General features: G+C 69.1%; 23 protein-coding genes. 17 read left to right on the top strand and 6 right to left on the bottom strand.

The features are described 5' to 3' along the window. Position 1: 1 nt before the first annotated feature. From BLT25_RS07160 to BLT25_RS07135, 6 genes are all read left to right on the top strand, one after another. On the top strand, positions 2-1,528 hold the full coding sequence (locus BLT25_RS07160) for a carboxyl transferase domain-containing protein (protein WP_091043688.1): 1,527 nt from the start codon (positions 2-4) through the stop codon (positions 1,526-1,528). A gap of 20 nt (positions 1,529-1,548) precedes the next feature. Continuing rightward, on the top strand, positions 1,549-3,405 hold the full coding sequence (locus tag BLT25_RS07155) for an acetyl/propionyl/methylcrotonyl-CoA carboxylase subunit alpha (RefSeq protein WP_091043686.1): 1,857 nt from the start codon (positions 1,549-1,551) through the stop codon (positions 3,403-3,405). 111 nt (positions 3,406-3,516) lie between these two features. Further along, positions 3,517-4,455: a hydroxymethylglutaryl-CoA lyase gene (locus tag BLT25_RS07150; protein WP_091043683.1), complete on the top strand. Its 939-nt coding sequence runs from the start codon at positions 3,517-3,519 to the stop codon at positions 4,453-4,455. 100 nt (positions 4,456-4,555) lie between these two features. Continuing rightward, the gene (locus tag BLT25_RS07145) at positions 4,556-5,665 is read left to right on the top strand and encodes a hypothetical protein (protein ID WP_091043682.1); all 1,110 of its coding nucleotides are present in this window, start codon (positions 4,556-4,558) and stop codon (positions 5,663-5,665) included. Further along, positions 5,665-6,786 carry a hypothetical protein gene (locus tag BLT25_RS07140; RefSeq protein ID WP_143033659.1) on the top strand — a complete coding sequence of 374 codons (1,122 nt, stop codon included), beginning with the start codon at positions 5,665-5,667 and terminating at the stop codon, positions 6,784-6,786. Before BLT25_RS07145 ends, BLT25_RS07140 begins: the two co-directional genes overlap by 1 nt. Positions 6,787-6,798: 12 nt before the next feature. After that, complete coding sequence (locus tag BLT25_RS07135; RefSeq protein WP_256328489.1) at positions 6,799-7,998, top strand: hypothetical protein; 1,200 nt, start codon at positions 6,799-6,801, stop codon at positions 7,996-7,998. A gap of 168 nt (positions 7,999-8,166) precedes the next feature. Here the strand turns inward: BLT25_RS07135 and BLT25_RS07130 are convergent, their stop codons facing one another. Further along, on the bottom strand, positions 8,167-8,769 hold the full coding sequence (locus BLT25_RS07130) for an AAA family ATPase (protein WP_091043675.1): 603 nt from the start codon (positions 8,767-8,769) through the stop codon (positions 8,167-8,169). 90 nt (positions 8,770-8,859) lie between these two features. Next, the gene (locus BLT25_RS07125; RefSeq protein ID WP_256328488.1) at positions 8,860-9,558 is read right to left on the bottom strand and encodes an EcsC family protein; all 699 of its coding nucleotides are present in this window, start codon (positions 9,556-9,558) and stop codon (positions 8,860-8,862) included. A 56-nt stretch (positions 9,559-9,614) separates the two neighbouring features. Between BLT25_RS07125 and aat the strand changes: the two genes are divergently transcribed. Next, positions 9,615-10,346, top strand: a complete 732-nt coding sequence (gene aat, locus BLT25_RS07120; protein WP_091043671.1) for a leucyl/phenylalanyl-tRNA--protein transferase — start codon at positions 9,615-9,617, stop codon at positions 10,344-10,346. Here the strand turns inward: aat and BLT25_RS07115 are convergent. The 3 genes from BLT25_RS07115 to BLT25_RS07105 all read right to left on the bottom strand — a co-directional run bounded on the left by BLT25_RS07115 (position 10,343) and on the right by BLT25_RS07105 (position 12,527). After that, positions 10,343-10,669, bottom strand: coding sequence for a rhodanese-like domain-containing protein (locus BLT25_RS07115; protein WP_091043669.1), 327 nt, complete (start codon positions 10,667-10,669; stop codon positions 10,343-10,345). The two genes, aat and BLT25_RS07115, sit on opposite strands and share 4 nt — an antisense overlap. A gap of 9 nt (positions 10,670-10,678) precedes the next feature. Then, positions 10,679-11,542 carry an Fpg/Nei family DNA glycosylase gene (locus tag BLT25_RS07110; protein ID WP_091043667.1) on the bottom strand — a complete coding sequence of 288 codons (864 nt, stop codon included), beginning with the start codon at positions 11,540-11,542 and terminating at the stop codon, positions 10,679-10,681. Positions 11,543-11,741: 199 nt separating this feature from the next. Then, a complete protein-coding gene (locus BLT25_RS07105) occupies positions 11,742-12,527 on the bottom strand; it encodes a DeoR/GlpR family DNA-binding transcription regulator (RefSeq protein ID WP_091043665.1) in 786 nt (261 codons plus the stop codon). Between the two features lie 29 nt (positions 12,528-12,556). On the opposite strand from BLT25_RS07105, the gene BLT25_RS07100 reads away from it, so the two are divergent. The 10 genes from BLT25_RS07100 (at position 12,557) to BLT25_RS07060 (ending at position 23,029) form a co-directional block, all read left to right on the top strand. After that, the gene (locus tag BLT25_RS07100) at positions 12,557-13,813 is read left to right on the top strand and encodes an MFS transporter (protein WP_218131255.1); all 1,257 of its coding nucleotides are present in this window, start codon (positions 12,557-12,559) and stop codon (positions 13,811-13,813) included. A gap of 250 nt (positions 13,814-14,063) precedes the next feature. Continuing rightward, positions 14,064-15,260: an ATP-binding protein gene (locus tag BLT25_RS07095; RefSeq protein ID WP_091043662.1), complete on the top strand. Its 1,197-nt coding sequence runs from the start codon at positions 14,064-14,066 to the stop codon at positions 15,258-15,260. A gap of 319 nt (positions 15,261-15,579) precedes the next feature. Continuing rightward, entirely contained in the window at positions 15,580-15,993 is a 414-nt protein-coding gene (locus tag BLT25_RS07090) for a hypothetical protein (protein WP_176883672.1), read from the top strand. Positions 15,994-16,063: 70 nt separating this feature from the next. Further along, on the top strand, positions 16,064-16,756 hold the full coding sequence (locus BLT25_RS07085) for a hypothetical protein (RefSeq protein ID WP_091043655.1): 693 nt from the start codon (positions 16,064-16,066) through the stop codon (positions 16,754-16,756). 16 nt (positions 16,757-16,772) lie between these two features. After that, positions 16,773-17,084 (top strand): hypothetical protein, encoded by a 312-nt coding sequence (locus BLT25_RS29440; RefSeq protein WP_143033658.1) that lies wholly within the window; start codon positions 16,773-16,775, stop codon positions 17,082-17,084. A gap of 14 nt (positions 17,085-17,098) precedes the next feature. After that, entirely contained in the window at positions 17,099-17,827 is a 729-nt protein-coding gene (locus BLT25_RS07080) for a hypothetical protein (RefSeq protein ID WP_091043652.1), read from the top strand. Positions 17,828-17,972: 145 nt separating this feature from the next. Then, positions 17,973-19,364, top strand: coding sequence for an MBL fold metallo-hydrolase RNA specificity domain-containing protein (locus tag BLT25_RS07075; RefSeq protein ID WP_091043648.1), 1,392 nt, complete (start codon positions 17,973-17,975; stop codon positions 19,362-19,364). A gap of 136 nt (positions 19,365-19,500) precedes the next feature. Next, complete coding sequence (locus tag BLT25_RS07070) at positions 19,501-19,845, top strand: VOC family protein (RefSeq protein ID WP_091043645.1); 345 nt, start codon at positions 19,501-19,503, stop codon at positions 19,843-19,845. Beyond that, positions 19,838-20,557, top strand: a complete 720-nt coding sequence (locus tag BLT25_RS07065; RefSeq protein WP_091043642.1) for a hypothetical protein — start codon at positions 19,838-19,840, stop codon at positions 20,555-20,557. Before BLT25_RS07070 ends, BLT25_RS07065 begins: the two co-directional genes overlap by 8 nt. Positions 20,558-20,755: 198 nt before the next feature. Then, positions 20,756-23,029, top strand: a complete 2,274-nt coding sequence (locus tag BLT25_RS07060) for a M6 family metallopeptidase (RefSeq protein WP_256328487.1) — start codon at positions 20,756-20,758, stop codon at positions 23,027-23,029. 54 nt (positions 23,030-23,083) lie between these two features. Here BLT25_RS07060 and BLT25_RS07055 read toward each other — a convergent pair whose 3' ends face one another. Further along, positions 23,084-24,268, bottom strand: coding sequence for an acyl-CoA dehydrogenase family protein (locus BLT25_RS07055; protein WP_091043639.1), 1,185 nt, complete (start codon positions 24,266-24,268; stop codon positions 23,084-23,086). Positions 24,269-24,300: the final 32 nt, after the last annotated feature.

Raw genomic sequence — 24,300 nt, 5'->3', positions numbered from 1 at the left:
CATGGCGGCAAACCTGCGGGAGCTCACCGACGAGCTGCGAGAGCGGCTCGAGCGCGTACGGCAAGGCGGGAGCGAACGCTCCCGGCAACGGCACACCGACCGCGGGAAGCTGCTCCCGCGCGACCGGGTGGACGGGCTCCTCGACCCCGGGTCACCGTTCCTGGAGGTGAGTCCGCTGGCGGCGTACGGGATGTACGACGACGGGGACGAGTGGGCGGTGCCGTCGGCCGGAGTGGTCGCCGGGATCGGCCTCGTCGCCGGCCGCAAGTGCATGATCGTGGCCAACGACGCGACCGTGAAGGGTGGCACCTACTACCCGCTGACGGTCAAGAAGCACCTGCGAGCGCAGACGATCGCCGCGGAGAACAACCTCCCGTGCATCTACCTGGTCGACTCCGGCGGCGCGTTCCTGCCGAAGCAGGACGAGGTCTTCCCCGACCGCGAGCACTTCGGGCGGATCTTCTTCAACCAGGCCAACATGTCCGCGCGCGGGATCCCGCAGATCGCCTCCGTGATGGGCTCGTGCACCGCCGGGGGCGCCTACGTGCCGGCGATGAGCGACGAGACCGTGATCGTTCGCGACCAGGGCACGATCTTCCTCGGTGGGCCGCCGCTGGTGAAGGCGGCCACGGGCGAGGAGGTCACCGCCGAGGAGCTCGGCGGCGGGCTCGTCCATGCATCGAAGTCGGGCGTCGTCGACCACCTGGCCGACGACGACAAGCACGCGCTCGAGATCGTCCGCGGGATCGTCTCGACCCTGCCGGAGCAGGGGACGCGGACGACGACGTACGACGAGCCGGTCGAGTCCCCCGAGACGCTCGCCGACGTGGTGCCCGCCGACACGAAGACCCCCTATGACGTACGCGAGGTGATCCGCCGCATCGTCGACGGCTCCCGCTTCCAGGAGTTCAAGCAGCTCTACGGCGAGACGCTGGTCTGCGGGTTCGCCCACATCGAGGGGCAGCCGGTCGGGATCGTCGCCAACAACGGCATCCTCTTCTCCGAGTCGGCGCTCAAGGGCGCTCACTTCGTCGAGCTGTGCAACCAGCGCGGCATCCCGCTGGTGTTCCTGCAGAACATCACCGGGTTCATGGTCGGCAAGGAGTACGAGAACAAGGGCATCGCCCGCGACGGCGCCAAGCTCGTCACCGCGGTCGCCTGCTCGGTGGTCCCGAAGTTCACCGTCGTCATCGGCGGGTCCTACGGCGCCGGCAACTACGGCATGTGCGGGCGTGCGTACGACCCGCGGTTCCTGTGGATGTGGCCCAACGCGCGGATCTCGGTCATGGGCGGCGAGCAGGCCGCATCGGTGCTCGCGACGGTCGCCGGCAAGCCGGACGACGAGGAGTTCAAGGCGCCGATCCGGGACCAGTACGAGACCCAGGGCTCGCCCTACTACGCCACCGCGCGTCTGTGGGATGACGGGATCATCGACCCCGCCGACACCCGACGGGTGCTGGCGATGGGCCTCGCGGTGGCGGCGAACGCGCCGACGCCCGAGCCCCGCTACGGAATCTTCAGGATGTGACTGGAATGTTTGAGTCAGGGATGTTCGAGAGTGTTCTGGTCGCCAACCGCGGCGAGATCGCGCGACGTGTGTTCCGCACCTGCCGTGAGTTGGGCATCAGGACGGTCGCGATCTACACCGCGCTCGACGCGGATGCGCCCCACGTACGCGACGCCGACGAGGCCGTCGAGGTCGTCTCCTACCTCGACGCCGACGCAGTGGTCGCGGCCGCTGTCTCGGCGGACGTCGCGGCGATCCATCCGGGCTACGGCTTTCTCTCCGAGCGGGCCGAGTTCGCTCGGGCGGTGGCGAAGGCCGGGCTGACCTGGGTCGGCCCGACACCCGAGGTGATCGAGCAGATGGGCCGCAAGGACGCGGCCCGGGAGATCGCGGTCGCCGCCGGCGTACCCGTGGTTCCGCGGGGCGAGGACAGCCCCTACCCGCTGCTGGTCAAGGCCGCGGCGGGCGGCGGCGGCAAGGGCATGCGCATCGTCCGGTCGCCCGACGAGCTCGACGAGGCTCGCGCCGCGGCCGCCCGCGAGGCGCTGAGCGCGTTCGGCGACGAGACCCTCCTGATCGAGAAGTACGTCGAGCGGGGCCGTCACATCGAGGTGCAGGTCTTCGGTGACACCCATGGCAACGTCATCCACCTCTTCGAGCGCGACTGCTCGACCCAGCGTCGCCACCAGAAGGTGATCGAGGAGGCTCCGGCCCCGACGCTCACCGACGAGCAGCGGAACCTGGTCCTGACCAGCGCCGTCGCGCTCGCCCGCCAGGTCGACTACACCGGCGCCGGGACGGTCGAGTTCCTGCTCGACGACGCCACCGGCGACGCCTACTTCCTGGAGATGAACACCCGTCTCCAGGTCGAGCACCCGGTGACCGAGGAGATCACCGGTGTCGACCTCGTCGCGCTCCAGCTCCGGGTCGCTGCCGGTGAGCCGCTGGGCATCGCCCAGGACGACGTACGTGTCGACGGCCACGCCATCGAGGTCCGGGTCTACGCGGAGGACGCCTTCGAGGGCTTCCTGCCGCAGGCCGGCCGGACCTCGATCGTGCGCTGGCCCGAGAGCGCTCGCGTGGAGCACGCGCTGGAGAGTGAGCAGGTGGTCAGCACCGCCTACGACCCGATGCTCGCCAAGGTCATCGTCCACGGCGCCGACCGCGAAGAGGCCCGTGCGGCGATGGTCAAGGCTCTCGACGCGACCGCCGTCCTCGGGCTGACCACCAACACCGGCTTCCTGCGCGTGCTGGCCGCCTCGGACGCCTTCCGTGACGCGGAGATCGACACCGCCTGGCTCGACCGCAACGAGGTGCCCGCACCCGACCCCGAGGTCCCGCGCGCGCTCGTCGCCTGGGTCAGCGCGATGCTGTCGGCGGCGTCGGACACCACGACGCCGTTCCGTGCCGACGGCTGGCGGCTCGCCGGCTCACCGGCGCCGACCGTCGTCGACCTCGACCGCAGCGTCACCGTCGACCGCCCCTCCGGCCGTGTGGACGCCCACCTCGTCCGCCAGCTCAGCGCGGCCGACCACGTCCTCGTGGCGATCGTCGACGGCGTACGCCACTGGGCGGCCATCAACGTCCAGCCCGGCCTCGCCGAGATCGTCCACCAAGGACACCGCTTCGACTTCTCCCCGCCCGACCGCGTCGCCGGCGCCGCCCACCACAGCGACGGTGCCGTCGAGGCCAAGATGCCCGGCACCGTCATCGACGTCCGCGTCCAGGTCGGCGACACCGTCGACGAGGGCCAGGTCCTCGGCGTGATGGAGGCGATGAAGATGGAGGTCTCCCTCAAGGCCCCGTTCGCCGGCACCGTGACCGTGGTCGGTGTCGGTGCCGGCTCCCAGGTGCCGCTCGGGGCGGAGCTGTTCGTGGTGGAGCCGACCGATGACTGACCGCGGCACGTGTAACACGTCGTTCGTGGGACTATCCGGTCGTTCCGATAGGGCGAGTAGTCCTGCGAACAGCGTGTTACACGTGGAACGAACCGAGCAGGAGTCGACGCCATGAACGATCTCCCCGCAGTCGTACGCCACGACGACCTGCCCAGCAGGATCACGATCTACGAGGTCGGTGCGCGGGACGGCCTGCAGAACGAGAAGACGGCGATCGACACCGGCGTCAAGGCCGACCTGATCACCCGGCTGCTCGATGCCGGCCTGAGCCCGGTGGAGGCGACGAGCTTCGTGCACCCGAAGTGGGTGCCGCAACTGGCCGACGCGAAACAGCTCATGGAAGAGCTGGTCGACCGGCTCGGCGACAGGGCGCGGGAGCTCCCGGTGCTCGTCCCCAACGAGAAGGGTCTCGACCGCGCGCTCGAGCTGGGGCTGCGGCACATCGCGATCTTCGGCAGCGCGACGGAGACGTTCGCCAACAAGAACCTCAACCAGACCTTCGACGGTCAGTGGGCGATGTTCGAGCCGACGATGAACCGCGCAAAGGCAGATAGCATGACGGTCCGCGGCTACCTCAGCATGTGCTTCGGCGACCCCTGGGAGGGCCAGGTCGAGATCGCGAAGGTCGTCGAGGCGGGCAAGCGGCTCCTGGATCTCGGCGCCGACGAGCTCAGCCTCGGGGACACGATCGGAGTCGCGACCGCCGGCCACGTCAAGGCGCTGATCGGAGCCTTCAAGAAGGAAGGCGTCCCGACCGAGCGGCTCGCGCTGCACTTCCACGACACCTACGGCCAGGCCTTGGCGAACACCCTTGCCGGCCTCCAGTCCGGTGTGACCACCTACGACGCCAGCGCGGGCGGCCTGGGCGGCTGCCCCTATGCCAAGTCAGCCACCGGCAACCTGGCCACCGAGGACCTGCTCTGGATGCTCGACGGCCTGGGGATCGAGCACGGTGTCGATCTCGGCAAGGTCGCTGACACGAGCCGTTGGCTCGCCGACCACCTCGGCCGGCCGAGTCCCTCGGCCGTCGTACGTGCCTTGCGCTCCTAGGTGGAGACACGCCCTAGACTGCACTCAAGAGTGACGGCCGGGTGACAAAAGACGGACCGCCGCGACAATCTCTACTAACTTGGTGCAGAATAGCGGGATCATGGCGCGCAAAGTCTTCCTCCACGTCGGCGCTCCGAAGACGGGCACGACGTACCTCCAGGACAGGTTGTTCCACAACCGGGTGTCCCTGGAGAAGCATGGCGTCTTCTACCCGGTCGGCGGCCAGCCGGACTTCTTCCGGCCGGCGCTCGACCTGATCGACCGCCCGTGGGGCGGGATGAGGAAGACCGTCCACGGCGAGTGGGACACGCTCGTCAAGCGGGTGCGCCGCCACGAGTCCGAGACGATCCTGATCAGCCACCACCTCTTCGCCGGCGCCCGGCCCGACCGGGTCGAGAAGGCGATGACCGACCTCGGCGAGGGCGGCCGCACCGAGGTGCACATCGTCTACACCGCCCGCGACATCGCGCGCGTCCTGGCCGCGGAGTGGCAGGACCAGGTGCAGCGCGAGCGCAAGGTCACCTTCGCCCGCTACCTCGAGTGGATGCAGACCGCGAAGCAGTCCCGCTCGGCCGCCTGGTTCTGGCGTACGCACGGCCTGCCCGACGTGCTCAGCCGGTGGGGCCGCAACCTGCCGCCGGAGCGCGTGCACCTGGTCACCGTGCCGCACGACGGGGCGCCGAGCGAGGTGCTCTGGCGCCGGTTCTGCGAGGTCGTCGGGATCGAGGAGTCCTGGACCCCGATCGACAGCGACCGCCACAACCAGTCGCTCGGCCGTGCCGAGGCGACGCTGCTGCGGCGGCTCAACGCGCGGCTCGAGTCGCAGGAGCTCCCCCGCGAGGACTACCGCCACATGGTCACCGACGTGATCGCCAAGCGCACCCTCGCCCACCGCGACGGGCGCGAGCGGGTCACCCTGCCGCCGTACGCCTTCGACTGGGCCGACCAGGTCGCCGAGTCCTGGATCGAGTGGGCCGAGCTGGCCAAGGTCGACATCGCCGGCGAGCTCGACGACCTCCACCCGCAGCGTCCCGACGCCGACGTCGAGTGGATCGACCCGGACGCGCCGCGCACCAAGGACGTCGCCGACGCGGCGATCGACGCGCTGGTCGCGGTCGTCGTCGAGGCCGCTCGCACCGACCCGCCCCAGGGCCCGGTCGCCTCCCGTGCCGCCGGCCTGATGCGGCGGGTCAAGGGGCGACGCTCCTGATGCCAGCTGCACCCACCAGGGGTTGGGGTTGGGCCGCGCACCTGCGCGAGGGCGGTACGACTCCTTGGACATCCTGGTCCGAGCCCGCCACGCCCTCCACGACCGACCACCTGCCGGGTGCCGAGATGCTCGAGCTGCTGCGGCGGCTCAACACGACCGGTCCCTCGGAGCCTTCTCGGGTCGACGCCCTGCTGAGCACCAGCCCGCCGGGCCGCGGCCGCCGCGACCTGCCGCTGCTCGGGGACACCGAGACGAGGACGTACGGTCCGCTGCCGGTCGATCCGTCGACGCTGTCGGCGCGCGAGCTGCTGAGAGCGGCGAGCGTGCTGCTCGCCGAGGACCTGCTCGCCACCGTGGAGACCGCGCCCGCTCCGCGCCCGCGACGGTGGTCGCGCCGACCGAAGAGGTCCGAGCCCGCCCAGCAGAAGTTCCCCTATCGACTGGTCGGTTCGCCGTGGCTCACGCTGCCCATCCGCGAGGAGCTGGAGCGGCGCGGAAGGCTGCCCGGTGGCGACGGTTACACGGTCTACGTCCTCGGTGGCCCGTTGGACGAGGTCGCCGCCGGTGCGTGGAGGTTCCGCACCTTCACCAACCGGGTCAACCCCTGGAACATCTGGATCCGGGACGCACAGTGGCGCGGTTGGCTCGGTCCCCGTGCCGACCTGCCCAGGATCGCCCGCTGGTGGGCCGCGCGGGTCGGGAAGGGCCGCGTCGAGATCGTCACCGATCCCGCCCTGTTGCCCGGCCTGCTCGGTGTGGACACCCTGCCCGGCCCCTGGCCGATCTCGGCCGAGGGCAACGAGGTCGCTCGCGTGATCGGGCAGGTTCTCAGCGTACGAACCGATCTCGAGACCCAGCGGACGCTGCTGATGGGCCAGCTGCGACCACGCCTGGAGAAGCTCGAACCGCTCGTTCCGGACGCCCGAGAGGTCGGCGTCCCTTCGCAAAGTTTGGATTGGGTCGAAACACAGGCGCGGGCCCAACGTGATGCATTGGTGGAAGCCGGATACGCTCTCCACGGAGACCCTGACCGGCTGCTCCCCTCGGGGGTGGCGACGCAGGGTCCCGACGAGCGCCGGGCGCTGGCGCTCGCGTTGTCATTGCTGGCGGGGCGTTCCTAGAGGAGTAGAACGTTGGAGACTGGGCGGCGCGTGCTGCTTCATGTCGGCACCCCGAAGACGGGCACGTCCTATCTTCAAGACGTCCTCTTCCACAACCGGGAGTCCCTCGCCGGGCAGGGAGTCCACTACTTCGCCGATCGCTTCGATGCCCACTTCCTGGCGGCCCTCGACCTGATGGACCTGCCGTGGGGTGGCATCGAGGAGGAGGCGACCGGCGCCTGGGATGCGCTCGCGGAGAAGGTGCGCTCCGTCGAGAACGGCACCGTGATCATCTCCCACGAGATCCTGGCGAGCGCGTCCTGGCAGCAGGCCAAGCACGCGCTGGACTCGCTGGGCGGCGACTCCGAGATCCACATCATGCTCTCCGCGCGCGACCTGGCCCGGCAGATCCCCGCCGAGTGGCAGGAGAACGTCAAGCACCGCTCGGTCGTGACCTATGCCGAGTTCCTCGAGGAGATCCGCGACCCCGCCCGCGAGGGGCGGATCGGATCGTGGTTCTGGGGCGTCCAGGAGCTGCCCGACATCCTCGACAGGTGGACCCAGGGCATCGCGCCCGAGCGCGTCCACCTGATCACCGTCCCGCCGCCGGGGTCGTCCTCGTCGCTGCTGTGGGAGCGATTCTCCACCGCCTTCGGCCTCGACGACCTGACCATCGACTTCGAGGGGATCGACCGCGGCAACCCGTCCCTCGGCGTACCCGAGGCGGCCCTGCTCCGCGAGATCAACCTGACGGTCGTGCCGGTGCTCGAGCCGGCCGACTACCGGCCTTTCGTACGCGAGTTCCTGGCCCACCGCACGCTGGCCAAGCGCCGCGACTCCGCACGCCTGGCGCTCTCCCCCTCGATCCTGCCGTGGGTCGAGTCGCTCTCCGAGGGCTGGGTCGAGGCGCTGTCGGGACGTGGCTACGACGTCGTCGGTGGGCTCGAGGAGCTGCTGGTGCCGGCCGACCTGGCGGGCAAGCCGTTCGTCGACCCGGACACCATCTCCTCGCGCGAGGTGCTCGACGCCGGCGTCGCCACCATCGACGCGCTGCTCCAGGAGGCCATCCGGCTGCGCAAGTCCGAGGCGCGGTTGGAGGATGAGGTCGGTGAGCTGCGCGCCGAGCTGGAGCACACCCGGTCGCTGGTGCCGAAGCAGCGTGCCCGCGAGGGCCTCGAGCGCCGCTGGTGGGGCCGCGCGGTCCTGAAGGCCTACCGCCTCGTTCGGCGGTAGGGGCACCTAGGGCGTGTCTCTCAAATCCACGCCCGCTACGCGGCGTTTCGCATCCGATCTGGCGGCGTTGCCGCCGCTCAACAGCCGTGAGGATGCCGTCGCGGCGGGCGCCTTGCCAGATCGGCCCGAAACGCCGCTCGCGGCCGCCGTGTCTTTAAGAGACACGCCCTAGAGGATCGCCTCGAGCCGTCCCGCGGCGCGGGCACGGTCGACGAGGTGGACCCGATCCCAGGAGCCGTCGGCGTCACCGAAGGTCGCCGCCGTCAGGAGCCGGGGCTGGTCGTCGGTCCAGCGGTCCCAGTGACGCTCGAAGGACTCGGCGCGGACCATCCGGCCGCGCTCGTGCTGGCCGTCGAGCGCCGCGACGCGCGGTACGTCGATCATGACCAGCGACGTACGCCAGCCGCGGGCGCGGGCGATCCGCCCGAGCAGCTCGCGCCGACCGGGCCGGGTGGCCGGGTCGTGGACGAGGAGGGTGTGGCCACCGAGGGCCGGGCCGAGCAGGACCAGGACGAGGGTCGCGATCGCGTGCCACAGGTGCACCAGCGGCCGGTAGAGGCGGTAGGGCACCTCCGGCAGCCGTGCCGCGAGCCAGCGCCCCGGGGTCTCCGGGTCGAGGGTGCGTACGTCAGGACGTCGGTCGGCCACGTCGCGGATCAGTGTGCTCTTGCCGGCGCCGGGTACGCCGCCCAGGAGGAGCAGGTGAGGTCTCACCTCGACCCCGGCAGCGCGGGCTGGGCTGATCGGGGCGCACGTCGTGTCGACGGTCATCTGCTGCTCCTCCCAAGCGGACACCAACAGTGTGGAGTTCCGTGTTCAGAGGAACGTAGGACGGACCTGTGAAGTTCCTGTGAGTCGGGCTCAGGGGGTCTCGGGGTGCCGCGGCAGCAGCTCGCGCGAGGCGTAGCGACCGATCTGGTAGGTCACCCAGCCATCAGCGCCCGCGCCGACGACACCGCCGACCAGCGGGATCCGCTTGGCGGCCATGGAGATCATGCCCCTCCCGGTGACCCGGCTGAGCAGCTCCTGGGCCACCTCCGAGGCGACGATGGCATCGATCGCGCGGTCGTAGGTCGGAGCGGTCGCGATGGCCATCGGCGGAGCGGGGACCTTCTTCGCTTTGATCTGCTTGCCGACCTTCTCCTCGCTCAGGAGGGTGAGCAGGATGGCGTTGCGCACGCGGGGATCGGTCAAGTCGTAGCCACGGAGATGCGCGATCACGGCCACCAGGCGGCACTGGATGATGGCCATCCCGGTGATGTTGGCCGGGAGCGTGATCGCCTGGGTGACCACACCACCGATGTTGGTCGCGAAGCCGCCGACACCGGCCAGTCGCACGTGGTTGTCGATGGCGTGCTTCACTGCGAGCTCGACGTCGTTGTCGTGCTCCTTGAGGTGCTTCTCGGCGGCCGCGGCCGCTGCCGGGAGCGGGCCGACCCCGACGATCGCGTGGTGCAGCGCTTGCCGGACCACGGTCGTGGTCACGCCAGGAGCGGACTGGATGACCTTGGGCGCGAGCCGGCCGGCCGCACTGGTGAGCACTGCCTTGGGACCGATCATGAGCCAAATCCTAAGTGTGTGGTGGTTGGCGCCGCACGGGGCGATAACGTTTCGACGTGGCGAATCGTGGGGGACCGATCGAACCCGAGCCCTCGCCGTGGGCCTTTGCCGACCTCCGGGACCCAGGCGGGGGTCATGGCGGGGCTGAGCTGGACGATCTGGTGGGCATGGGTGCGGACGTCGCGCCCGGGACACTCCTGGCCGCGTACCGGCACGGGATCTTCCCGATGCCCGGGGAGTCCCAGCGGGATCCGATGATGTGGTTCTCGCCGGTCCGTCGCGGCGTACTTCCGCTGGACGGGCTCGTCGTCTCGCGGTCCTTGCGCCGGTCGGTGCGGGACTTCGAGATCAGGATCGACACCAGCTTCGACGAGGTGGTGGCCTCCTGCGCCGATCCCCGCCGGCCCCACGGCTGGATCGACAAGCGGATCCGCCGGGCGTACGGGAACCTGCACGAGCTCGGCTGGGCGCACTCGGTCGAGGCCTGGCAGGACGACCGCCTGGTCGGCGGGCTCTACGGGGTCGCCATCGGCGGGCTCTTTGCCGGTGAGTCGATGTTCCACCGGGTCCGCGACGCGTCCAAGGTCGCCCTCGTCGGGCTGGTCTCGGCGCTGCGCGATGCGGGGTCGATCGACCAGCGGATCCTGGACGTGCAGTGGCGCACGGACCATCTGGCCTCGCTCGGCGTCGTCGAGATGGGTCGCAACGACTACCTCGACCGCCTGGAGAAGGCGCTCAGGCTGCCGCTCCCGGAGGCGTTCGGCGGCCCTTCGGTGGCGGAGTCCTAGAGGACGTACGCCTCGGCACCGGTCTCGCTGACCATCGGCCGCCCGGCGGCGGCCCAGTCGAGCATCCCGCCGGCGAGGTTGACGACCTCGAAGCCCTGCTGGGCGAGGTAGTTGACCGCCTGGGCACTACGTCCGCCGACCTTGCAGACCACCAGGGTCTGGCCCTCGGGCAGGTCGCCGAGACGCGCCGGAAGCTCCTGGAGCGGGATGTGCGTCGCGCCCTCGATGTGGCCCGCGGCCCACTCGTCGTCCTCGCGGACGTCCAGGACGGCCACGGGCAGGGGATCGGGCACGCCGGCGATCTCGACGGTGGGGATGGTCACCGGTCAAGCCTACTTGAGAAGCCGGGACATCCGCCGATCGGCGAGCGGCTTCCCGCCGGTCTGACACGTCGGGCAGTACTGCAGGCTCGAGTCGGCGAAACTGACCTCGAGGATCGTGGTTCCGCAGACCGGGCACTTCTTGCCCGCCTTGCCGTGCACGGCGAGGTTGGTCTTCTTCTCGCCCTTGAGCTCGCTCATCGCCAGCCCGGAGTCGCGCTGGACTGCCTCCTCGAGTGTCGTCCGCAGCGCGGCGTAGAGGCTCTCGGACTCCTCCTCGGTCATCTCCGAGGGCTTGAACGGCGACATCTTCGCCGCCCACAGGATCTCGTCGGAGTAGGCGTTGCCGATGCCCGCGATGATCGACTGCATCCGCAGGACGCCTTTGATCTGCTTGCGGCCCTGACCTGCGAGGATCTCGCGGAACCGGTCCAGGGTGAAGTCGTCGGCGAGGGGGTCGGGGCCCAGCGAGGCGACGCCGGGGACGTCCTGCGGGTCGTGGACGACGTAGAGCGCCAGGCGCTTCTTGGTGCCGCCCTCGGTGATGTCCAGTCCGGTGTCGTCGTCGAGCACGACCCGGATCGCCAGCCCCGACTTCGACCCCGGGCGGGGCGGTGCCGCCGGGATCTCGTCGCGCCACCTGATCCAGCCGCCGCGGGCGAGGTGGAGCACCAGATGGACGCCGCTCGCCTCGATGTCGATGAACTTGCCGTGGCGGGTCACGTTGTCCACGAGCGTGCCCTCGACGGCGCTCAGCGGCGGGTCGTACGTCTTCAGCGCGCTGAACTGCGCGACGTGCACCTTCGTGATCGCACGGCCGTCCAGGCGCCCGCGCAGGTCCTCGGCGAGCGCTTCCACCTCGGGGAGTTCCGGCATGTCCGCGAGTCTAGGTCGTCAGGCTTGCGCAGAGGGAGTGTCATCTCCCAGGACATCGGTGACGGTTCTGCATCAAGACAAGGGCAACGCTTCTGGCGTGCTTGGTGGTAACACCTGCTCTGGGTGCCCCGATTCGCCGACCAAGGCCGCGAAGCCGTTGACCGGCTTGTGCCGAAAGTCGTACGCCGTTCCTTGGGCGTCAGTTCCCGGCCGACGGCGGTTGGGTTTCGACGAGATGGACATCGACTCCCTCGGCGCGGAAGGGCGTGAGGCTGTCGGGATCGGCATCGGCGGTGGTGACGAGGTGGGTGAGGTCGCCGAGTTCACCGAACCGGAACGTGGAAGTGCGGGTCAGCTTCTCGGCGGTGGTGATCAAGACGCGCCGGGCGCCAGCGGCGAGGCAGGCGCGTTTGACCTGCGCGTCCTCATAGCTGGTGGAGGTCAGCCCAAAGCCGGGCTGTGCCGAACAAGCTCCGATGATGGCGACGTCTGCATTGGTCTCGCTGATGGCGCGCACGGCGGAGTGACTGGTAAAGGCGAGGGTGTCGTTCTCGACCGGCCCACCGGGAACGATCACGGTCGCGCCGGGACGCGTTGCCAGCGCCGCGGCGGCGTGAAGAGAGAGCGTCAGTGCGATGACCGGGCGGCCCGCCAGATGGCGAGCCATCGCGTAACACGTGGTGCCGTTGTCGAGGACGATGGATTCGCCGTCAGCAACCAGTCCGGCCGCGACCGCCGCCAGGGCGCCTTTGCGTTCCCGATCGGTCTCGAACCGAACCGCGAACGGCATCAGCGTGCCGCGCACGTCGGCACGAGTGACTCCGCCACGCACGCGGCGCACCATGCCCTGGTCGGCGAGCTCGGCGAGGTCGCGGCGGATCGTGATGGCCGAGGCGCCGGTCAGGTCGCAGAGAGCCTCAACGCTGACGGTGGTTCCAGAGGCCACGGATCGGATGATCGTTTTGTGCCGAAGTGATCGTTGCACGTGATCATTCAAGCACCTACCTTGCCGACGTGCCTCGACTCCTCGCCCTCCCCGCCGCTTCCCCCGGGCGTGCCCGCACCGGCGTCTCGCTGATGTTCTTCACCAACGGTGTCCTGTTCAGCGCGCTCCTCCCTCGATACCCCGAGATCAAGACCGCTTTCGGGTTGAGCAACAGCGAGTTCGGGCTGTTGGTCATCGCCTTTCCGGTCGGGGCGCTCATCGCGGCCGGGTTCGCTGGTCGGATCATCCGGAGGGTCGGTGCGCTGCGCACCAACGGGTACGGCTCCGCGGTCCTTGCCTCGGCGCTGGGCGTGGCCGGGTTCAGCGACACGGTGTGGCTGTTCGCTGCCGCACTGGCGGTCGCGGGTGCCGTCGACTCGGTGGTGGACGCGGCGCAGAACGTGCAAGGTGTCGTGGCGGAACAGTGGCGGGGTCGTTCGGTGATGAACTCCCTGCACGCGCTGTGGTCCGTCGGCGCTGCGACCGGCGGCATGATCGGGGCCGCCGCCGCGGCAGCGAACGTCGCCCCGGCCACGCAGATGCTGGTCAACGGCATCGCGTGGGCCCTGGTCGCCATGCTCGCGTGCCGGCTCGCGGCTGTGCCCGTCGAAGTCCGCGACACGCTCCGGGTCGAGAAGGACCGTCCCGGTGTCGCTGCTGGTGACGCCAACCGGTCGACGCGCCGCGATGCCTGGCGGCTGCTGCTCCCGCTGGTCGTGCTGGCGATCTGCGGCACCCTGGTCGAGGACGTCGCGAACAATTGGGCGGTGCTCTTCCTCGGCGACACCGCCGGCGCCCCGACCGCCATCGCCGGCCTCGGACTCACCGTCGCCCTTGGTGCCCAGTTCGTCGGCCGACTCCTCGGTGACCCGATGACCGACAGGTGGGGCCGTGAGGCCGTGGCCCGGATCGGTGGCCTGCTCATCGGCGGCGGAGCACTGCTGATCGTGAGTTCCCCGGTCTACCCGATCGCGTTCGCCGGGTTCGCCATCGCAGGGTTCGGGTGTGCCACCCTCGTGCCCGCTGCGTTCGCCGCCGCCGGCCGCATCCCCGGGTTGCCCGAAGGCACCGGCATCGCGATCCTCGGATGGCTCATGCGGGTCGGCTTCCTCATCACCTCACCGGCCATCGGCTGGCTCTCCGACCTCACCACCCTCCGCACGGCGATGCTCGTCCCCGTCGTCGCCGGGCTCCTCGCCGCCCTCATCGCCCACACCCAGCTCCCGAAGCGGACACCCCGACAGGACTCCGCCGAGGTGCCTCCGACGGTGGCCACCATTGAATGACCCCACCCCCGACCAGACAACGGCCTGCCCGGGACCTCGAAACGTCACCGATGTCCCGAGACATCACACTTGCGCAGGGGGAGGAGATCCCGCTAGCATCGAACACACGTTCGACACTAGCGAGCGATATGAGAGTCTGCGCCTTTCTAGGATTGATCTTAGAAAGGCGAATAGAGACCTACGTTCGTGAAAGATGTGGATCGCTAGCGAAATCTAAGACGCGTCCTAGAGATGTGGATATCGTCTGATCATGGACCCCATCCGCAATCCGTACGCTCCTGGCGCCGGTCAGCGGCCCCCTGAGCTCGCTGGTCGCAACGAGCAGCTCGGGCAGTTCGACGTGGTGCTGGAGCGGGTGGCGCGCGGTCGCCCGGAGCGGTCGCTGGTGCTCACCGGGCTCCGCGGGGTCGGCAAGACCGTCCTGCTCAACACGCTGCGGTCCGCCGCGGTCCGCAAGGGCTGGGGCACCGGGAAGATGGAGGCGCGCCCCGACCAGTCGCTGCGCCGGCCGCTGTCGAGCGCCCTGCATCAGGCGGTGCGCGAGCTCGGTCATCCGAACGCCGACGACGTCGACCATGTGCTCGGCGTCATCCGCTCCTTCGCCCAGCGGGAGGCCGGTCCCAACGCCAAGCTGCGCGAGCAGTGGTCACCCGGCATCGAGGCACCGGCGGTGCGGGGCCGGGCCGACTCCGGTGACATAGAGATCGACCTGGTCGAGCTGCTCACCGACGTCGGCGGGCTCGCTGCCGACGTGGGCAAGGGCGTCGGCGTCTTCATCGACGAGATGCAGGACCTCGGACCCGACGACGTCTCGGCGATGTGCGCGGCCTGCCACGAGATCAGCCAGTCGGGACTGCCGGTGATCGTCGTCGGCGCCGGCCTGCCGCACCTGCCGGCGGTGCTCTCGGCGAGCAAGTCCTACTCCGAGCGGCTCTTCTCCTACCAGCGCATCGACCGTCTGCAGCGTGACGCCGCCGACCGCGCCCTCGCCGCCCCCGCCGGCGAGGAGGAGGCCGAGTTCGAGCCCGCCGCCCTGGCGGAGATGTACGCCGCCACCGGCGGATACCCCTACTTCATCCAGGCCTACGGCAAGACCGTGTGGGACCAGGCTCCCCGCTCGCCGATCACCCTGGAGGATGTGAAGGTCGCGGCCCCCGAGGCCGAGCGCGAGCTGGCGGTCGGCTTCTTCGGCTCGCGCTACGAGCGCGCCACCCCCGCGGAGCGGGACTATCTGCGGGCGATGGCCGACGCCGCCGTCGAGCTCGGCGCCGACGACATCGGCACCGTCGCCACCGCGGACGTCGCCGCCTTCCTCAACAAGAAGCCGCAGTCGCTCTCCCCGGCGCGTGACGCGCTGATGAAGAAGGGCCTGATCTACTCCGGTGAACGCGGCCGGATCGCGTTCACCGTCCCCCACTTCGGCCGCTACCTGCGCCAGCAGGGCTAGTGACACCTTCTTGCGAGTCAATCGCTGTCGAACGCCAAGGGGCCCGTTCGTGCCGAGCGACGACCGAGACCTGCTGAGTCGCATCGTGGAGCGCCGTGGCAGGTGATCTGATGGAGGGCAGCGACGGGTCTCTCGGCGGCTCCACCAAAGACTCCTTGGTGCATTCAGGGCGGATCGCTCTCAGCCAATACGCCGACCGTGAGATGCATGCCCTGGATGCCGCAGCGACACGCTGATAGTTTACCTGTCGGCGGTTCCTCGGGTTCCGCTGATGGGGCCCATGAGGCCTCGTGCCGACCGGGCGGCCTAGGGGATTGCATTGCTTGCAAATCCGAGCAAGACGACGCGCAAGTCGCGGAGTGTCTTGGCTTTCGTCGCGCTGTTCACCGTCACCTTCGCGGCGTCCACCGCAATTACTGCCTCGCTCAGCGGCCGCGAGCTCTCGCGATCGCTGTTGACCGCCTTCCTGGTGGTGGTGGGAACCACTCTCGTCGGTTGGCTGACGCTGCTTGTGTTTTCGTACTCAGTGTCGTTCCGCGAACGTCGGCCAACACCGCTGTCGGCGGTCTCGTTGGTCGCTGCGCTTGTCGGTGGATCCATCTGCATCCTCGCGCTCGTTGTCAGTTTGGCGAACGGCCACACCTTTGCTGGCCCGATCTTTGCCCTTCAACTCACCTGGAGTCTCGCGCTCGGGGTACTCGGAGTCCTGGCTTTGGCGGGCAGTCGTCGATGAAGCGATCGCGGCGGGATGTGTGGAACCAGCCTCATATCAACAGTCACCCGCTCGATTGGAGGCTGACCTGATGGATCTCGAACCGATTCACCAACTCCGCGATGAGGCGTTGCGCCTCATCGCGGCCGTGCGGACGTCCTCCGACGGCAATGCCCCGTCGATGACGGGGTCACACGCCGGCGTACGCGTCACGATCGATGGTCAGGGGACTGTGTTCGACGTCGCTGTGGACGGCACCGGGCGAGACGACGCTCGCACGAGCACTCTGGCGGATCATGTGTTGCTTGCCTATCGGGACGCGTGCACGAGCCGCCTTCAGAACATGCTCGAGCGGATCGAGGAGAACTCGGCACGACCTCCCGTCGAAGAGCGTTTGAAGGCTGCAAACAGTATTCCGGCCACACCGCTACCTTCTGCTGCGGCGGCCGAACAGGCGATGTCGCAGATCCGCGATCTCGGCGGTATTCGCGTCGCCACCCAGGACATGATCAAGGCGCTTACAGAAGCAGGCAAGGAGACCTTCGAATCACGACAAGCCGACGGGCGAGTCGTGGCCAGAGCGAATCGCCAGCGCGAGGTCACCCACCTGACTGTGAATCAGTCTTGGGCGCGGGAGGTCTCAGACAGCTCGATCTGTCTGAATATCGCGGCCGCGATGCGAGGTGCGCAGGAGCTTGGTGCAGCAGCGCCCTCGCTCGACGACCTGATGTGGGAAACCCCTATGGGACGAGCTGTTGGACTCATGGCAAAGCGACACGATTGAGATCCGAGGAGTAGGTATGGTCACGGTTGCAGCGGCAGCGCAAGCGCTTACAGCAGATGCAGAACGATGGACCGGCGTGTCGGAAGCGCTAGGCAAGGCGGCGAGCGCCGTCGGCGGTCTAGCAGTCGCGTCGGGTGACTTCCCGAGTCGAGGCTCGGTCGACACTCTCTACCCGTCATTGATGGAAAAGGTCACGGGCCTCCTGGTCAGTGGTCGGAACGAGGCCAAGGAAGTCTCGGATGAGCTCCTCGACGTCAAGCGAGTGATCACAAGTGCTGACGAGAACGCCAAGGCGTCGATCGAGCAGTTCTGGGATTACACCTTCTGAGAGGAGACGGCACGATGACGACGAAGAGCGATCTCTACGGGATGCTGGACGAGGCTGATGGCCTGATCGAGGACCTGCGTGGTGCGGTGAACTTTGTGCTTCAACACCTCCCCTTTTACGTGCCAGACAGCGTCACCGACAAGATCTTGTCGGAGTGGGACAAGTTGAGCGCGAAGGCGACGACTGAGCTTTCTTCCTTGCGCACCAGCGTCGATGAGTCCGGGGAGGAGGTGAGCCTGCGGGCTGCGGCCGACGGCTGGTCTGATCGCGTCAAGGCAGGTATCTCCGGGCTCGCGGGGCGGATCGAGGAAGGAGCCTTGACCGCAGAAGACGCAACCACCTTCCAGGGGCTGGCGGCCGACGCCTATCGTGCGATCATTCCGGGGCAGAAGAGTGCCATCGAAGCCATCGCTGGCCATCCGGATGACATCTCGTCGGGACTGGATGAGCTTGCCGGCGCCATTCAAACCTGGACGATCGCATACGGCGTCGCCCTTGTGGCCTTGCTGGGTGGCATCGCGTCAGCGATCGCTGGGGTCGCAGCGTCCGAAACCGGTGTGGGCGCCATCATTGGTCTCGCTGCCGCGATCGTCTGCTTCGCGACGCTCGCTGGCGCCATTCTGGTTGCGGAGAGTGAGCTCAGTAACGCCGTTCAGGCTGTTGAGGGCACGTGGCGTTCCCTGCTCAACGAGTGGACTGGGTTCGACGGTCAGGCGTGGCCGAACGCAGTCTTCCCGCATTGACCAGCCCGGACGTGTCATGGTTCAGGCGAACGCGGCTGGGTCGCGTTTCTGGGCCATGAGTCATCCGGTGAAGGCCGCATGACCCTCCCCGCGACGGGACTGGCGGAGCAGGGTGGTGACATCACCACCTGCGAAGGGACGCTTGATGGCCAAGCCCGAGAATCCTGCCCTGGTCTTCCTCGGGGCGTCCGGCACGGTGACGGGAAGCCGGTTCCTGGTGACGGGCGGAGCCGATCGGCTGCTCGTGGACGCAGGTCTCTACCAGGGCGTACGTGACCTGCGGCGGCTCAACTGGGCGCCGTTCCCGGTGCGTCCCGCGGACCTGGACGCCGTCGTGCTGACGCACGCGCACCTCGACCACACCGGCTATCTGCCGCGGTTGGTGCGGGACGGCTTCGCCGGAGAGGCGCTGTGCACACCGGGCACCGCGGCGCTGGCTGCGATCGTGCTGCGCGACAGCGCGCATCTCCAGGAGGAGGACGCGCGGTACGCGAACGAAGGTGGCTGGTCGAAGCACGACCCCGCGCTCCCGCTCTACACGGGGGTCGACGCCGAGCGGACGCTCGAGAGGCTGCACCCGATCGCGTTCGGCGAGCCGCGTTCGGTCGGCGAGATGGTCGTGACGTTGCGTCGGGCGGGCCACATCCTCGGGTCGGCGGTGGCCACGGTCGATGTCGGTGATGCCCGAGTCGTGTTCAGCGGAGACCTCGGCCGGCCGGACCATCCGATCCTGCGAGCCCCCGTGCCTCCACCGGCGGCCTCCACGCTGGTGCTCGAGTCGACCTACGGCGACCGCAGACATCCGGCGCCAGACCCCGACCTGTTCGCGAGCGCCGTACGCCGCACCATCGACCGCGGCGGAGTCGTCCTCGTTCCCGCCTTCGCCGTGGACCGTACCGAGCTGGTCCTCCTGGAGCTGCTCCGGCTGCGTCGCGCTGGCGAGATCCCGAAGGTCCCGATCTTCGTCGACAGCCCGATGGCGCTGGACGCGCTCGACGTCTACCGAGCGGCCGCGGCGGCCCACAGCGACGAGCTCAAGGCCAAGCGGTCGGCGCCGCTGAGCGATCTCGACCAGCTCGATGTCCACCGGGTGCGGGACGCCGCCGGATCTGAGCGGCTCAACCGCCCCAAGGAGCCGTGCATCATCATCTCGGCCTCGGGGATGGCCACCGGCGGTCGGATCGTCCATCACCTGCTTCGCCAGCTCCCCGATCCGCGCAACAGCATCGTGCTCACCGGCTTCCAGGCCCAGGGCACCCGGGGGCGACAGCTGGCCGAAGGTGCCCGGACACTGAAGATGCACGGAAGGTACGTCCCGGTCCGCGCGGAGGTGGTGGCGCTCACGGACTTCAGCGTCCATGCCGACGCCGACGAGCTGGTCGCGTGGGTCGCCTCGGCGCCCGAGCTCCCGCGGACCGTCTACGTCGTGCACGGCGAGCCAGCAGCGTCCCGCGCCCTCGCGGACCGGATCCAGGACGAGCTCGGCATCGTGGCCGTGGTGCCCCGGCTGGGTGAGCGGGTTCTCCTGAGCTCGTGACGCCGTGCCGTCGCCTCAGCGATCCTTTCGGGGCACCCGGCGGTCGGGGACCAAGGACCAGCCATCGCGGCACTACGTCCCTGGGCGCGCGCCGCCGTCTCGGCGGATGCTCGATCGAGACGGAGGGAGAACAGTCATGGCACATCCGGTGGTGCACTTCGAGATCGCCGGCTCGAACGGGGAGGGACTCGTCGCGTTCTACCGAGACCTCTTCGGCTGGGAGATCCAGGCGTCCGGACCCGACTACTGGCTCGTGACGGCCGAGGAGGGTGGGATCGGTGGCGGCGTGATGCAGACCCGTGACGAGATGCCCGCCTACGTCACGGTGTACGTCTCGACCGACGACCTCGAGGGCAGCCTCCGTCGTGTCGGGGAGCTGGGTGGGGAGACCGTCGTCCCGCCCATGGAGATCCCGGGCGTCGGGCTCTTCGCCATGGTCCGGGATCCCGGCGGCAACATGATCGGCCTATTCCATGAATGACGTTCTCCAGGGCCGACCTCGGTGGACCGCCGGGCGGGTCATCGCCGTCGTGGCAGGCAGCGTCCTCCTGCTGATCTCGTTCGGCCTCATCGCCGGGGGCGTGGTCTTGGCGGTGGCCGCCGCCGAGCGAGGCGATGACGGCTACCTGATGACTGACGAGACGACGATCTCCGCCCCTGGCCACGCGATCACCACGGAGACGTTCACCGTCGAGACGGACGCAGGAGTGGACGTGCCCGGCCGACTGGTCGGCGAGACCAAGCTGGTCGTCACCTCGACCGAGGAGGGACCGCTCTTCGTCGGCCTTGCTCCCTCGACGGAGGTCGACGCCTTCCTCGCCGGCGTCGGACATTCGACGATCGACGGCTTCGAAGGCCGCCGACCGACGTACGACGTCGTCGACGGCGGATCCCCCGCGACGCTTCCCTCGGACGTCGGCTTCTGGACCGCCTCGACGTCCGGAACCGGGACTCGGACGCTGATCTGGGAGGTCGAGTCGGGCGACTGGACCCTCGTGGTGATGAATGCCGACGGACATGCGCCGGTGAACGCTGAGGCGGCCGTCGGTGCCACCCTGCCGGCGCTCGGCGCGACGATCGGCGCGCTGCTCGTGAGCGGTGGCGTACTCCTGCTGGTGGCGCTCGCCCTCCTGATCGGTGGGCTGGTCTCGGCGAGTCGGGCGGGACCCCGAGCACCCGTACCGTCCAGGTGAGGGCGCTCGATCCAGGCCTACGTCAGGCATGCATCCCGAAAGTCGGTCTTCCCTTCGTGTACGGCCGGTGCTTGACTCAAGCGTGGCTCGTGATGCACATCACATCGAGCCGTACTCCCGCAGCGAGCTCGGGCGCAGCATGAACGAGTGGAGGGAGAACCACGCATGCGGGGTTGGAAGAGGCTGTACGGGAAAAGAATGGGGCTCCTCACCATCGGAGCCGCAGGAGCGCTTGTCCTCGGTCTGACGCTGCCCGGCGCCCCCGCCGGCAGCGCGCCGCCGTCGGACGACGATCGTGGCCGGGCCGCCAAGGAGCTCAAGCAGACCGGGTCCGACTACAACAACGGCAAGCGTCTCGGCGTCGAGCGGCACCGAGGCGACCTGGCCGGTAAGCAGGCACCGAAGGGACCCGCGAAGGTCGGCCAGAGCCGCACCTGGCTGGGCCTCGACGACGCCCAGGGAAGCATCTATCTCAAGGACTACACGCTGCGCGGGGTCGGGGACAACATCGAGGTGTGGGTCGCCGAGGACCGGGCCTTCCCGGCCGGTGACTGCCGCAACGCCCTCGGTCTGACCGAGGTCACCGATGCCCAGGTCTCGAACTTCATCTCGGAGTTCGACAACACCATCTACCCGATCGAGTCGGAGGAGTTCTCGGTGCCGCCGGACCGGGCCGGTAAGCAGGCGACCCTGCCGGGGCTGATCCCCAACCTGCCGTCCTCGGAGTACAAGGGCGACGGCGACAACATCGTGGTCCTGGTCGACAACGTCCGTGACGCCAACTTCTACGATCCCGCCACTCCTGACGGGCAGACCTACATCGCGGGCTTCTTCTACTCGATCTTCAACGAGTACTTCGACCGCAACGTGATGAGCATCGATGTCTTCGACTGGCTGCACCGCACCGGCACCAACCCGCCCGACGACAGCACCGATCCGGCGTACGTCGCCTGCAACGCGGAGCTGAACAGCGCTCCCGGACGGCTGGTCGGCGCATCTCGGCCGCTGCTGTACGAGGGCACCTTCGCGCACGAGTACCAGCACCTGCTGGAGTACTACGAGGACACCGACGAGGTCTCCTGGGTCAACGAGGGTCTCTCCGACTACGCCCAGACCCTGGTCGGCTACGTCGACCCGAGCACCCCGCCCGACGATCCCGGCGCGGACTCCCATCTGGCGTGCTTCATGGGTTATCTCGATCCGGCGTTCGGCGGCTCGGAGAACTCGCTGACCGGCTGGGGCGACCAGGGCGGACCGGAAACCCTGTGCGACTACGGCGCGGTCTACTCCTTCATGCAGTATCTGGCCAGCCATTACGGCCCGGACCTGCTCAGCGCGCTGCACCGTGAGGATGCCGGCGGCCTCGAGGGCCTCCAGATCGTGCTGGACCAGTTCGATGCCGGGATCTCCGCCCAGCAGACGATCCACGACTGGGCCGCCACGGTGGCTCTCGACGCGGCACTGGACGCCAACGGCGGCGACCTGAACGGCGGCGACGCGGCGACCTTCCAGGCCGACTCGCTGTCCGCGAAGGTCAACTGGGACAACCCGGAGTCGTGGAACGAGCCCGGCGCACCGCCGAACGGCTCGGACTACGTACGCCTGCGTGACGGCGCCGGGGCCTACCTCTCCGCGGGCCAGATCGAGTCGCTCAGCTTCGACGGGGCGTCGGCGTTGGCGCCCAAGCCGGTCGAGTGGACGGTCGACACCACCCCGCCGGACGCCACGACGGCCGACAGCAGCTGTGGTTCGCCGCCCGCCGACGGCACCGGGGCCGCAGCCCTCTATGCCGGCTGTGGGCCGAACCTCGACCGGTCGGTCGTGCGAGCGGTCGACGTGCCCGCCGGCGGAGCGTCGTTGACCTTCGACGCCCTGTGGGACGCCGAGGCCGGCTGGGACTTCGGCTACGTCCAGGTCTCCACCGACGGAGGTGAGACCTGGCAGAGCCTGGCCACCGCCGACACGACCAGCGAGCACGACCCGGGCGCCGTCCCGACCGTGGTCGACAACCTGCCCGGCTTCTCCGGCGACTCCGGAGGCTGGCGTCCGCAGAGCGCCGACCTCTCGGCGTACGGAGGAGAGAGCGTGCTGGTGGCGTTCCGCTACATCACCGACTCCGGGGTCGACGAGTCCGGCTTCTGGGTGCGTGACATCGCCGTGGGCGGCGCCGCGCTGCCCAGCGACACCCTCGACGGCTGGCAGTCGATGTCGCAGGTCAACCCGATCCAGGTCGAGGGCTGGACGGTCCAGCTGGTGGCGTACGGCCCGGCGGGCTCGCCCGCGTGGGTGCACACCCTCGCGCTGGACGAGTCGTTCGACGGCACCCTCAGTGGTGCCGCGCTCGACGCCGCGATCGGTGACACCGCCGAGACCGTGGCGGCGGTCGTGATGTTCGACGACCCGACGGAGAGCGTGTCCGATCCGGCGCGCTACACCCTGACGGTCGACGGGGTCACCCAGCCGGGCGGCTGATCCCACCCGGGGCGCGGACTGCGGTCGTCGATGGACGGCCGCAGTCCGCGCGGGTCAGCGGTAAGCCGCCTGCCCGGTCAGCGCCTGGCCGATGATGAGCTGGTGCACCTCGCTGGTCCCCTCGTACGTCAGGACCGACTCGAGGTTGTTGGCATGCCGCATGATCGGGAACTCCAGCGTGATCCCGGCGGCGCCGAGTACGGTCCGGCACTCCCGGGCGATGGCGATCGCCTCGCGGACGTTGTTGAGCTTGCCGAGCGAGATCTGCTCCGGCCGTAGCAGCCCCTCGTCCTTGAGCCGTCCGAGCTGAACCGCGAGCAGCATGCCCTTGCCGAGCTCGAGGGTCATGTCGGCGAGCTTGGTCTGGGTGATCTGGTAGGCCGAGAGGGGCTTGTCGAAGATGTCGCGGCCGGCGGCGTAGTCGATCGCGGTCTCGAGGCAGTCGCGGGCCGCACCCAGCGCGCCGAAGACGATGCCGAAGCGAGCCTCGTTCAGGCACGACAGCGGCCCACGCAGGCCGCGTACGTCCGGGAAGGCGGCGGAGTCGGGGAGCCGTACGTTGTCGAGCACCAGCTCGCTGGTCACCGAGGCACGCAGCGAGAGCTTGTGCTTGATCGCGGGGGCGGAGAAACCGGGGGTGTCGGTGGGGACCACGAAGCCGCGTACGCCCTTGCCGTCCTCGCCTTCGTCGGTCTGGGCCCAGACCACGGCGACGTCGGCGACGGAGCCGTTGGTGATCCACATCTTGTTGCCGGTCAGGATCCAGTCGCCCGACGCATCGCGGCGGGCGCGGGTGCGCATGCCGGCGGGGTTGGAGCCGAAGTCGGGCTCGGTGAGCCCGAAGCAGCCGATCGCCTCCCCGGCGGCCATCCGCGGCAGCCACTCCTGCTTCTGGTCCTCGCTACCCCATTTCCAGATGGCGTACATCGCCAGGGAGCCCTGGACCGAGACCAGCGAGCGCAGCCCGGAGTCACCGGCCTCGAGCTCGAGACAGGCCAGGCCGTACGCCGTCGCGGTGGTCCCGGCGCAGCCGTAGCCCTCCAGGTGCATGCCGAGGACGCCGAGGCTGCCGAGCTCCTTGGCGAGCTCCTTGGCGGGGATCCGGCCGGTCTCGTACCAGTCGGCGACATGGGGTTTCACCGATTTGTCGACATAGGTGCGGACGGTGTCGCGGATCGCCCGGTCCTCCTCGGTGAGGAGGTGGTCGATCGAGAACAGGTCGAACGGGGTCTGGGCCATGGTGGCCCTCCTTTCGGAGATCGGCTTTCGGG

This window comes from Nocardioides sp. YR527, assembly GCF_900101045.1.
Classification (GTDB): Bacteria; Actinomycetota; Actinomycetes; order Propionibacteriales; family Nocardioidaceae; genus Nocardioides.
This window is presented reverse-complemented; position numbering and strand designations above follow the sequence as displayed.